The 11,559-nt window shown below is 41.8% G+C and carries 9 protein-coding genes; 7 read left to right on the top strand and 2 right to left on the bottom strand.

The genetic code is table 11. The features are described from left to right. The first annotated feature begins 47 nt into the window (after positions 1–47). Positions 48–1,211 (top strand): oligogalacturonate lyase family protein, encoded by a 1,164-nt coding sequence (locus tag ASUC_RS07640; protein WP_012073203.1) that lies wholly within the window; start codon positions 48–50, stop codon positions 1,209–1,211. A gap of 215 nt (positions 1,212–1,426) precedes the next feature. On the opposite strand, the gene nrdA is transcribed toward ASUC_RS07640, so the two are convergent. Beyond that, positions 1,427–3,697 (bottom strand): class 1a ribonucleoside-diphosphate reductase subunit alpha, encoded by a 2,271-nt coding sequence (gene nrdA, locus ASUC_RS07635; protein WP_012073202.1) that lies wholly within the window; start codon positions 3,695–3,697, stop codon positions 1,427–1,429. A 330-nt stretch (positions 3,698–4,027) separates the two neighbouring features. On the opposite strand from nrdA, the gene cra reads away from it, so the two are divergent. After that, positions 4,028–5,023 carry a catabolite repressor/activator gene (gene cra / locus ASUC_RS07630; protein ID WP_012073201.1) on the top strand — a complete coding sequence of 332 codons (996 nt, stop codon included), beginning with the start codon at positions 4,028–4,030 and terminating at the stop codon, positions 5,021–5,023. Between the two features lie 102 nt (positions 5,024–5,125). On the opposite strand, the gene rsmI is transcribed toward cra, so the two are convergent. Then, a complete protein-coding gene (rsmI, locus tag ASUC_RS07625; protein WP_012073200.1) occupies positions 5,126–5,971 on the bottom strand; it encodes a 16S rRNA (cytidine(1402)-2'-O)-methyltransferase in 846 nt (281 codons plus the stop codon). Positions 5,972–6,048: 77 nt separating this feature from the next. Between rsmI and ASUC_RS07620 the strand changes: the two genes are divergently transcribed. From ASUC_RS07620 to ftsH, 5 genes are all read left to right on the top strand, one after another. Then, positions 6,049–7,773 (top strand): penicillin-binding protein activator, encoded by a 1,725-nt coding sequence (locus ASUC_RS07620; protein WP_012073199.1) that lies wholly within the window; start codon positions 6,049–6,051, stop codon positions 7,771–7,773. 4 nt (positions 7,774–7,777) lie between these two features. Next, positions 7,778–8,137: a YraN family protein gene (locus ASUC_RS07615; RefSeq protein ID WP_012073198.1), complete on the top strand. Its 360-nt coding sequence runs from the start codon at positions 7,778–7,780 to the stop codon at positions 8,135–8,137. Between the two features lie 12 nt (positions 8,138–8,149). Next, positions 8,150–8,734, top strand: a complete 585-nt coding sequence (locus ASUC_RS07610) for a D-sedoheptulose-7-phosphate isomerase (RefSeq protein ID WP_012073197.1) — start codon at positions 8,150–8,152, stop codon at positions 8,732–8,734. A gap of 69 nt (positions 8,735–8,803) precedes the next feature. Next, the gene (gene rlmE / locus ASUC_RS07605; protein ID WP_012073196.1) at positions 8,804–9,430 is read left to right on the top strand and encodes a 23S rRNA (uridine(2552)-2'-O)-methyltransferase RlmE; all 627 of its coding nucleotides are present in this window, start codon (positions 8,804–8,806) and stop codon (positions 9,428–9,430) included. 91 nt (positions 9,431–9,521) lie between these two features. Next, on the top strand, positions 9,522–11,474 hold the full coding sequence (gene ftsH / locus ASUC_RS07600; RefSeq protein WP_012073195.1) for an ATP-dependent zinc metalloprotease FtsH: 1,953 nt from the start codon (positions 9,522–9,524) through the stop codon (positions 11,472–11,474). Positions 11,475–11,559: the final 85 nt, after the last annotated feature.

The following is an 11,559-nucleotide window of genomic DNA, read 5'->3' as shown; positions in this document are numbered from 1 at the left end:
GACGTTCCCGTTTATTGCTTTATCTTGATAAACGGAGACTTGTAATTATGGCTAAAGGAAAAAAGATTCAATTGACTTTTGAATCGTTTGTCGATTCAGATACCAATGTAAAAGTTACGCGATTGACACCTAAAGAGGTGATCTGTCATCGTAACTATTTTTATCAAAAATGTTTCACCCAAGACGGTAACAAATTACTGTTTGCTGGGGATTTTGACGGTAATCGCAATTACTATTTACTCGATCTCCAGACTCAGGAAGCTACTCAATTGACCGAGGGAAAAGGGGATAATACATTCGGCGGTTTTATTTCTCATGACGATAAATCTTTTTTCTATGTAAAAAATGAATCAAGTTTGCGTAAAGTTAATTTAGAAACTTTGGAAGAAAAAGTGATTTATACTGTTGACGAGAATTGGAAAGGTTATGGCACATGGGTAGCGAATTCTGATTGTACGAAATTAGTAGGTATTGAAATATTAAAATCCTGCTGGCAGCCATTAACGGATTGGGATAAGTTTAAAGCCTTCTATCATACAAATCCGACCTGTCGGTTGATTAAAGTTGATATTTTAACCGGTGAGTTAGAGGTCGTTCTTCAAGATAATGCTTGGTTAGGGCACCCTACTTATCGTCCGTTTGACGATAGTATCATCGGTTTTTGTCATGAAGGACCGCATGATTTAGTAGATGCCAGAATGTGGTTTGTTAATGAAGACGGTACGAATGTCCGTAAAGCCAAAGAACATCAGACAGGTGAATCTTGTACGCATGAATTTTGGGTACCTGACGGTTCAAAAATGATTTATGTTTCTTATTTTAAAGACCAGACTGAACGTGTGATTTATAGTATCGATCCGAACACTTTGGAAAATACAAGATTAATTACGATGCCGCCTTGTTCTCATCTTATGAGTAATTTTAATGGGAATTTATTGGTCGGTGACGGTTGTGATTCGCCTGTGGATGTAGCGGATAGCGATAGTTATAATATTGAAAATGATCCTTTTTTATATTTATTCGATATTGGAAAACAACGTATTACTAAGTTGGCGAAACATAGTTCATCCTGGAAAGTACTTGACGGTGATCGTCAAATCACTCATCCGCATCCTTCATTTACCCCAGATGATTCAGCGGTTTTATTTGGCAGTGATTTTGAAGGAAAACCGGCGATTTATCTTGCGGATATTAGCGCTTTAGAAGCGTAATGGAATCATAAATTTTTGTGTACTGTCTGGTGTAGTCGCATGTGTGGTGTTAAGTTTGCGGCTTTACCTTATCCCTGATAGTTAAATTGGCCGATAAACATAAATGCTCTTAACTTATTACGGTTAAGAGCATTTTTATTATGGTAAATTAAAGTAATTTTCAATTTTTGTATTTTTTATAAAATTCAAGAAATTCTAACCGCACTTTAAAACGATTAAATTTTACAAGCTCCGCCGGCACAGCCGTCATCCATATCTTCCTGCGCGTCTTCCGCACCGTCACGGGTGTTTTGATAGTATAGCGTTTTCAACCCGTATTTATAGGCGGTGAGCAGATCTTTCAGCAAGACTTTCATCGGTACTTTTCCGTCTTCGAATCTCTGCGGATCATAGTTGGTATTAGCGGAAATAGCTTGATCAACAAATTTCTGCATGATCCCGACTAAATGTAAATAGCCATCCATAGTCGGCATATCCCACAACAGTTCGTAGTTCTCGCCTAGGTTTTCGTAATCCGGAACCACCTGTTTCAAAATACCGTCTTTTGAGGCTTTCACACTGATATGCCCGCGAGGCGGTTCGATACCGTTGGTAGCGTTGGAAATTTGAGAGGAGGTTTCCGAGGGCATTAATGCCGTTACGGTAGAATTGCGTAAGCCGTATTTCTGAATGTCTGCACGCAAGGTTTCCCAGTCGTAATGCAGAGGCTCATCGGTTAAGCCGTCTACATCTTTTTTGTAGGTGTCGATCGGCAAAATGCCTTGTGCATAACGGGTTTCGTGGAACAATTCACATTTACCTTGTTCTTTAGCTAAATTCATAGAGGCTTTCAGCAAGTAATATTGAATAGCCTCGAATGTACGGTGGGTTAATGCATTGGCGCTGCCGTTGGAATAACGCATGTTGTTTTTCGCCAAATAATACGCATAGTTAATAACCCCGATACCTAATGAACGGCGACCTAAAGAACTGCGGCGGGCGGCGGCAACAGGATAGTCCTGATAATCTAATAAAGCGTCTAAAGCTCGAACGGCTAAATCCGCAAGATTATCCAATTCGTCTAGATTTTCCAGTTTACCCAAGTTAAAGGCGGAAAGCGTACATAACGCGATTTCCCCATCTTCGTCATTGATGTTTTGTAACGGTTTAGTCGGCAATGCGATTTCCAGACATAAGTTGGATTGACGTACCGGTGCCACTGACGGGTCAAACGGCGAATGCGTGTTAGTGTGATCCACGTTATGGATATAGATGCGACCGGTTGAAGCGCGTTCCTGCATTAATAGCGAGAATAATTCAATGGCTTTTACGCTGCGTTTGCGGATTGCCGGATCCTGTTCGTATTGTACATAAAGCTGTTCGAATTTATCTTGATCGGCAAAGAACGCGTCATAAAGTCCCGGCACGTCGGAGGGGCTGAACAGAGTGATGTCACCACCTTTAATCAGGCGTTGATACATCAATTTGTTGATTTGAACACCGTAGTCCATATGGCGTACGCGGTTGTCTTCTACGCCACGATTGTTTTTCAGTACCAATAAACTTTCTACTTCTAAGTGCCAAATCGGGTAATAGACTGTTGCCGCACCACCTCGCACCCCGCCTTGAGAACAGGATTTTACAGCGGTTTGGAAATATTTATAGAATGGAATACAGCCGGTGTGGAATGCTTCGCCACCTCGAATCGGACTGCCCAGGGCACGGATTTGTCCTGCATTAACCCCGATTCCCGCCCGTTGCGAAACGTATTTTACGATGGCAGAAGCCGTAGCATTAATGGAGTCCAAACTATCACCGCATTCAATTAATACACATGAGCTGAATTGGCGTGTCGGTGTTCGTACGCCCGCCATAATTGGGGTGGGCAATGAAATTTTAAATGAGGATGTCGCATCATAAAAACGACGTACATAATCTAAACGGGTGGCTTTCGGATATTGCGAAAACAGGCTGGCTGCCACCAGAATGTATAAAAATTGTGCGGATTCGTAAATTTCGCCGGTGACACGGTTTTGGACCAGATATTTTCCTTCCAGTTGTTTGGTTGCCGCATATGAGAAATTCATATCGCGCCAGTGATCCAGAAAATCATTCATTTGCTCCCATTCTTCGCGGCCGTAATCGGTGAGTAACGCTTGATCATATTTACCCATTTCTACCAGTTTTTTTACATGTTCGTATAAATGTGGCGGCTCAAACTGACCGAATGCTTTTTTACGCAAATGAAAAACAGACAGACGTGCTGCTAAATATTGATAATCAGGCGCATCTTTGCTGATTAAATCCGCCGCAGATTTAATGATGGTTTCATGAATATCGGCAGTGCGAATACCTTCGTAAAATTGAATGTGCGAACGCAATTCCACCTGGGAAACCGATACATTATGCAAACCTTCCGCTGCCCAAGTAATAACGCGGTGCAACTTATCCAAATCTAAAGGTTCTTGTTTGCCGTTACGCTTGGTAACCATCAATGTTTTATTCATAAAAATTCACCTGCTAAACACAATATATAGATTAATTTCAAAATTGCGCTACAAGATAGTGGGTTAACCGATAAATTTCAAGTAGTAAATTTATTCTTGAAATATTGACAGAAAATAACTTATTCTCATTAAAGGGAAAATTTAAATTCAGTATATTTTTCTTCATTATTTATTTTATGAAGCATTAAAAGTGCGGTCAAAAAATGACATATTTTTTATTAAAACCAGATTTTTTGCGATCAAGATCAAAGTTTTAATACTCGATTCAGCAATTTAAAGAACGGAATGATATACTCAAACAGGTTTTGGTCTAATATTTAAGGATTGAATATGAAGTTAGATGAATTGGCAAAATTAGCGGGCGTTTCCCGCACAACCGCAAGTTATGTGGTGAACGGGAAAGCGAAACAATACCGGGTAAGTGAAAAAACCATTGAACGGGTACAGGCTTTAATCAAAGAATATGATTTCAAACCGAATCCGATGGCGGCAGGTTTGCGCGCCGGCCGGACGAACACTATCGGTTTAATTATTCCTGACTTTGAAAATATCAGCTACGCTAAAATTGCTAATTGTCTCGAAACGCGTTATCGCGAACAAGGTTATCAACTGCTCATGACTTGTTCGAATGATAATCCGGAAAACGAAATGCAATGTGCCAAACAACTTTTCAACCGACAAGTTGACGCGTTGATTGTATCCACCAGTTTGCCTTCGGATTCTGATTTTTATCAAAAAACCGCTGTACCGGTGATTGGGTTTGATCGTCAGATTCATGCCAAAAATGTTGACAATATTCACGCCGACGATGTGCAGGATGCCAAGCAACTGGCGTTGGATTTTTTGAACCGGCAAAGCTACCGGCGAATCCTGTTTTTGGGGGCATTGCCTGAATTGTCGATGAGCCAGGATCGTGAACAGGGGTTCCGTGAGGCTTTAACGGAAAAAAATATTGACGTGAATTCGGTCGATTTTATCTATGCAAATGCCTTTAATAAAGCGGAATCCGCTATAGCGTTTAATGAATTTTTAGCCCGAAATTCGTTGCCGGATGCTATTTTCACCACATCTCTTACCTTATTGCAAGGCGTTCTGGCTTCATTTGTTGATTTACATCGTGTTATTCCCGAAAAATTAGTGATTGCTACTTTTGGCGAAAGTGAAATTTTAGGGCTATTACGGAATCCGGTAATTGCCAGTGTGCAGAATTATCATGCCATCGTAGATTCGTTGTTCTTGCTGACGTTAAAAAAATTACAGGAGAATAAACGAGCGATACCTTCGACAGATTCTTTACAGCGAACTTTGCATTATTATCATTGGTAGATATGTCCGCAATGGGTAAATATTCCGATAATATTGATGAAAGGAATTTTTGATATGAACGGCGCACCGTTAGACAGCTACGCCGTTGGTTTTATCTGGGTACTAATTGAAATTTTCTAGCCCATATTGATATAACGCATTTTTCTTGTATCCGTAAAGTTCCGCCACAATAGCCGCCGCTTTTTTTAGGGGAAGTTCTCGGCTGATTAATTGCAACGCTTTTACTGCTTGCCCGTCAAATTCATCGTTTTCCTGTTTTGCTTTCCCTTCAATAATCAGTACCATTTCGCCTTTTGTACGATTGGGATCTTCGCTGAGCCATTGTCGCAATGCACTTACCGTATCACCGGAAATCGTTTCCCAGGTTTTGGTAATTTCCCGAGCAAGAACTATATAGCGGTTTTCGCCTAGTACGGCTTCTATATCCTCTAAAGCATCTAAAATTCGGTGCGTACTTTCATAAAAAATTAAGGTTCGGGGCTCCTCTGCCAAACTTTGTAATTTATCTTGCCGTGCTTTCGTTTTAGCCGGTAAGAAACCTTCAAAACAGAAACGATCGGATGCGATACCTGAAGCACATAATGCCGTAATAGCGGCGCAGGCACCGGGTAACGGCACGACACGAATACCCGCCTGACGACATTGACGCACTACATGAAACCCCGGATCGCTGATTAAAGGTGTGCCGGCATCAGAAATTAAGGCGATATCGGTTCCTTTCAGCAGTTTTTCCACTAATAGCGTCGCTTTTTGCTGTTCATTGTGATCATGCAGAGCAAAAAGCGGTTTTTTTATACCGTAACGGTTTAATAATAAGCCGCTATGGCGCGTATCTTCCGCAGCGATTAAGTCCACTTGACTCAAAATATCCAGCGCGCGTTGGGTTATATCCTGTAAATTACCGATAGGGGTGGCGACGATATATAAAATCCCTGATGAATTATGCATTTTCTCTCTTCTTTTATTTGATTTTAATTGGTGAGCGAAGTAAGATTCGAATAAATTTTATGACTAACGGAGCTATTATGTCTATTTTATTACAAGGTGCAAAATTTAAGAAACGTTTAATGCCGCTTTTATTTCCGATGATGCTGGCGGGGTGTACAAATTTCTTCGGTAGCAGTTTTACCAATGTTTTAAAAAATGACGCTAATGCCAGTTCTGATTTTTATATGAATAAAATCGAACAAACTCAGGAAGTTGAAGATAAACAGACTTATACACTGTTAGCCGCTCGTGTGATGGTGACTGAGAATAAAGTACCGCAAGCCGAAGCGCTGTTGGCACGATTGAAAGATCTCACTCCCGAACAATTACTCGATAAATCGATTATTGAAGCCCATATTTCCGCTATTCAGCGTAAAAATAGCCGTGCCGAAACTCAGTTAAAAACGATTGACTTAGCCAAACTCAGTCAATCCCAGAAATCACGTTATTATGAAGTTGTAGCGCGTATAGCCGAAAATAAACGTGAAATTATTGAAGCGGTGAAAGCCCGTATTCAGAAAGATTATAATTTAACCGATGTCCAAAGAAAACAGGAAAATATCGACCGCACTTGGGCGTTATTGCGTTCAGCCAACAAGGGTACGATTAATAATACTTCTGCCGACGGTAATGTGGCATTGGCAGGTTGGTTGGCCTTAACAAAAGCATATAATGATAATATGAATCAACCGACGCAATTAAATAAGGCGTTAGAAAGTTGGAAAAATTCTTATCCGAATCACAGTGCCGCTTATATGTTGCCGACCGAGCTCAGAGGCATGTCTAATTTCCAACAAACCCGATTAAATAAAGTTACTTTATTATTACCGCTAAGCGGTGATGCCAGTTTGATCGGCGGTACGGTTAAAGCCGGTTTCGATGATTCGCGCGGCGCCGATACCAGCATGCAGGTGGAAACTATCGATACGATTGCAACGCCGGTGCCGGATGCACTAACCCAGGCCAAACAGGGGGGAGCATCCGCTATTGTCGGTCCCTTACTTAAACCGAATGTGGATGCCGTAATTAATAATGCGAATATTGTGCAGGGCATAGATGTGTTAGCATTAAATTCCACTCACAACAGTCGTGCAATTAACCAGATGTGTTATTATGGTCTGTCACCGGAAGATGAAGCGGAATCCGCTGCGGACAAAATGTGGAATGATAATATTCGCGAACCGTTAGTGTTTGTGCCGCAATCCGATTTGGGACAACGTACAGCTTCTGCTTTTAATGTGCGCTGGCAACAACTTGCTGCAACGGACGCCAATATTGTGTTTTTCAGATCAACCGATGATGTTTCCGTTGCTTTACAAAGCGGCGCGGCGCAAGCGGCAAAAGCCGTCTATGTGGTAGCTACAGACAGTGAATTGGTGGATATTAAATCGACAATTGATAACGCCAATAAAAGTTTGCATATTTATGCCAGTTCACGTAGCAACACATCAAACAGCACACCGGAATATCGGTTACAAATGAATGGCGTGAAATTCAGCGATATTCCGTTTTTTAAAGAATCGGATTCAAGCCAATATCAAAAAATTTCACAGGCGACCAATGGCGATTACAGCCTAATTCGTTTGTATGCAATGGGGGCTGATGCTTGGTTGTTAATAAATAAATTCAATGAATTACGTCAGGTTCCGGGTTATTCCGTCAGCGGTTTAACCGGCACATTAAGTGCAGGTCCGAACTGTAATATCGAACGTAGCATGACGTGGTTCCAATACCAAGATGGCAACGTTGTTCCGTTGAATTAATCAGATGTTTAAAACGACTCGAGAGAAAGGGGCGAGCTTTGAGCAACAAGCTCGCCTTTTTTTAGAACAACAAGGTTTACGCTTTATTGCCGCCAATCAACATTTTAAATGTGGTGAACTGGATTTGATTATGGCTGACGGTGATACCTATGTTTTTGTAGAAGTCCGCCAACGTAAAACGATCTTATTCGGTTCCGCAGTGGAAAGCGTGGATTGGCGTAAACAGCAGAAATGGCTGGATGCAGCCAATATGTGGCTGGCACAACGCAATCTGAGTCTGGAGGATGCCGATTGTCGTTTCGATTTAATTGCTTTCGGTCGGACTGCCTCCGATATTGAATGGCTTCCCAATTTTTTAGATTAACCCTGTCTGATTATGTTAGAAAAAATTAAATCTTTATACGCCGATAGTATTCAAACACAAATTTCCGCTTCTGACGCTTTACCGGATTCTATACGGAAAGCCGTCAATCTGCTGGTATCTTCTTTATTGCGGGGTAATAAAATTATTGTGTGCGGGCATGGACGATCTTATGCTAATGCGCAAATTCTGGTCGCTAATTTACTTAACCGCTATGAGATGGAACGTCCGAGTTTCCCTTCGGTATTATTGAGTTTGGATAGTGCGGTCGGTTCCGCCATTGTTTTGGATAAACAGCTGACAACCCTTTATCAACGTCAATTTAATGCTATCGCTCAACGAGGTGATGTGTTGGTTGTTTTGTCGCCTAACGGCAATGAGGAGGTCATTTTAGATGTGATAGATTGCGCTTCCGCCAAAGATGTGGCGATTATCGCTTTGACCGGTGTGAATAATGATTATTTTCAGGGGCTATTGAGCGAAAACGATGTTGAAATTCAAGTACCTGCGCAAAAAGAAAGCCGGATTCAGGAAAGTCAGCTGTTCATTATTAATGCCTTATGCGAATTAATCGACTATTCATTATTTAATCAAAATTGACCGCACTTGAAACTTTAGTTATTCGCCCCTATTTAGAGAATAATTATTTTAAAATTTACAGATTACTTTATGGGAAGAAAACGTTCGGCGAGTTCGAGCCGTTGGTTAAACGAACATTTTAAAGATCCTTTTGTCCAAAAAGCGCATAAGCAAAAACTGCGTTCGCGGGCTTATTTCAAATTAGATGAGATTCAACAAACAGATCGGTTGTTTAAACCGGGAATGACGGTTGTTGATCTTGGTGCGGCACCGGGCGGTTGGTCGCAGTATGCTGTTACTCAAATCGGCTCGAAAGGCAGAATTATTGCCTGCGATATTTTGGAAATGGATCCTATTGTGGGCGTAGATTTTTTACAAGGTGATTTCCGTGATGAAAATGTACTTGCCGCTTTACTTGAACGTGTGGGAGAATCCAAAGTCGATGTGGTGATGTCGGATATGGCACCTAATTTCAGCGGTATGCCTTCGGTCGATATTCCGCGTGCAATGTATCTGGTAGAATTGGCTTTGGATATGTGTAAACAGGTTCTTACCGCTAACGGCAGTTTTGTGGTAAAAGTTTTTCAGGGCGAAGGATTTGACGAGTATTTACGTGAAATCCGCTCTCTATTTAAAGTGGTAAAAGTACGGAAACCGGAAGCGTCCCGCGGACGTTCCCGTGAAGTCTATATTGTGGCAATCGGCTATAAATATTAATTATTACATTGATTATTTTATTCCTTGTCTAAATTCGTGTAAGCTATTAACAAATTTTTAACTAACTATATGGGGTAAAACCTTGAACGATATGGTCAAAAACCTTGTCCTTTGGGTTGTTGTTGCCGTGATTATGATGACAGCATACCAAGGATTCAACTCGGATTCGAGTAGTCGGATTGATTACACAACATTCATGACGGATGTGGAAAACCAACAGATTTCCCAAACCAAATTTAATGAAGTCGGTGAAATTTTCGTTACCAAAAAAGACGGTTCCAAATATACCACCGTATTACCGACACCATTGGAAGATCGTCAATTACTCAACGACTTATTGAAACAAAAAGTAAAAGTGGATGGGGCGTTACCTGAGCAGCGAGGTTTTTTGGCTCAACTGTTCATTTCTTGGTTCCCGATGTTGTTTCTTGTGGGCGTTTGGTTCTTTTTTATGCGTCAGATGCAGGGCGGTGGCGGTAAAGCCATGAGCTTCGGTAAAAGCCGTGCCAAAATGCTGACTAAAGATCAAATTAAAGTCACCTTCGCTGATGTTGCGGGTTGTGATGAGGCAAAAGAAGAAGTGGGGGAAATCGTTGAATTTTTACGGGATCCGGGTAAATTCCAAAAACTGGGCGGAAAAATTCCAAAAGGTATTTTAATGGTTGGCCCCCCGGGTACGGGTAAAACGCTGATCGCCAAAGCTATTGCTGGTGAAGCGAAAGTACCGTTTTTCACAATTTCCGGTTCCGATTTCGTGGAAATGTTCGTGGGGGTAGGGGCTTCGCGTGTACGCGATATGTTCGAACAAGCTAAGAAAAATGCGCCATGCTTGATTTTTATTGATGAAATTGATGCCGTCGGTCGCCAACGTGGTGCCGGTTTAGGCGGTGGCCACGATGAACGTGAACAAACCCTAAACCAAATGTTGGTGGAAATGGACGGTTTTGAAGGTAAAGAGGGCGTTATCGTGATTGCGGCGACCAACCGTCCGGATGTTTTGGACCCGGCGTTGACACGTCCGGGACGTTTCGACCGCCAGGTTACCGTCGGTTTACCGGATGTTCGCGGACGGGAACAAATTTTAAAAGTACATATGCGTAAAGTACCGATCGGTAGTGATGTAGACGCTATGACATTAGCTCGCGGTACACCGGGGTATTCCGGTGCGGATTTAGCGAATCTGGTAAATGAAGCGGCATTATTCGCAGCACGGACAAATAAACGTGTTGTTACGATGCTTGAGTTTGAAAAAGCGAAAGACAAAATCAATATGGGACCTGAACGTCGTTCTATGATTATGACGGACAAGCAAAAAGAAAGTACGGCATATCATGAAGCGGGACATGCGATAGTCGGTTATCTCGTGCCGGAGCATGATCCGGTACATAAAGTGACGATTATTCCGCGCGGACGGGCGTTAGGCGTAACCTTCTTTTTACCGGAAGGCGATCAAATCAGCATCAGTCAAAAACAATTGGAGAGTAAACTCTCAACACTGTATGCCGGTCGTCTGGCGGAAGAATTGATTTACGGCGAAGAGAATATTTCTACCGGCGCTTCAAACGATATTAAAGTGGCAACCAATATTGCCCGTAATATGGTGACACAATGGGGCTTTTCCGATAAACTCGGTCCGATTCTTTATGCCGAGGATGAAGGTGAAGTGTTCCTCGGTCGTTCTATGGCTAAAGCCAAACACATGTCCGATGAAACCGCCCATGTTATAGACGAAGAAGTTCGTGCCGTAGTGACACGTAACTATGAACGTGCGCGACAATTGTTAATTGATAATATGGATATTCTTCACGCAATGAAAGATGCGTTGGTGAAATACGAAACTATTGAAGAAGAACAAATTAAACAATTAATGAATCGCGAATCTGTTATGCCGCCGGCAGGATGGGACGAATCTTCTCATGGTCGTCAGACGACCGATGAGGACGAAACGAAAGAGGAAGACGTTCAAAGTGCGGTCGAAAAAAATGATGAATTTGAAACTAAAACTAAAAATTCCGCCAATCAGTCTGATGATAAAACGGAATAAATGGGAAACCACGAGATAAAACAAGAAAGGGAGTGAAAGCTCCCTTTTTTTTCGTTATAATCTCGCCGATTTTTTACAATACTGA

Source organism: Actinobacillus succinogenes 130Z (assembly GCF_000017245.1).
Taxonomy (GTDB): Bacteria; Pseudomonadota; Gammaproteobacteria; order Enterobacterales; family Pasteurellaceae; genus Exercitatus; species Exercitatus succinogenes.
This window is presented reverse-complemented; position numbering and strand designations above follow the sequence as displayed.

What these genes read in the sequence shown, in the direction of transcription:
- rsmI (WP_012073200.1), bottom strand. Translation starts at nt 5,971, where the DNA reads ATGCATAATTCATCAGGGATTTTATATATCGTCGCCACCCCTATCGGT.
- ASUC_RS07620 (WP_012073199.1), top strand. Translation starts at nt 6,049, where the DNA reads ATGTCTATTTTATTACAAGGTGCAAAATTTAAGAAACGTTTAATGCCG.
- ftsH (WP_012073195.1), top strand. Translation starts at nt 9,522, where the DNA reads ATGGTCAAAAACCTTGTCCTTTGGGTTGTTGTTGCCGTGATTATGATG.
- cra (WP_012073201.1), top strand. Translation starts at nt 4,028, where the DNA reads ATGAAGTTAGATGAATTGGCAAAATTAGCGGGCGTTTCCCGCACAACC.
- rlmE (WP_012073196.1), top strand. Translation starts at nt 8,804, where the DNA reads ATGGGAAGAAAACGTTCGGCGAGTTCGAGCCGTTGGTTAAACGAACAT.
- nrdA (WP_012073202.1), bottom strand. Translation starts at nt 3,697, where the DNA reads ATGAATAAAACATTGATGGTTACCAAGCGTAACGGCAAACAAGAACCT.
- ASUC_RS07610 (WP_012073197.1), top strand. Translation starts at nt 8,150, where the DNA reads ATGTTAGAAAAAATTAAATCTTTATACGCCGATAGTATTCAAACACAA.
- ASUC_RS07640 (WP_012073203.1), top strand. Translation starts at nt 48, where the DNA reads ATGGCTAAAGGAAAAAAGATTCAATTGACTTTTGAATCGTTTGTCGAT.
- ASUC_RS07615 (WP_012073198.1), top strand. Translation starts at nt 7,778, where the DNA reads ATGTTTAAAACGACTCGAGAGAAAGGGGCGAGCTTTGAGCAACAAGCT.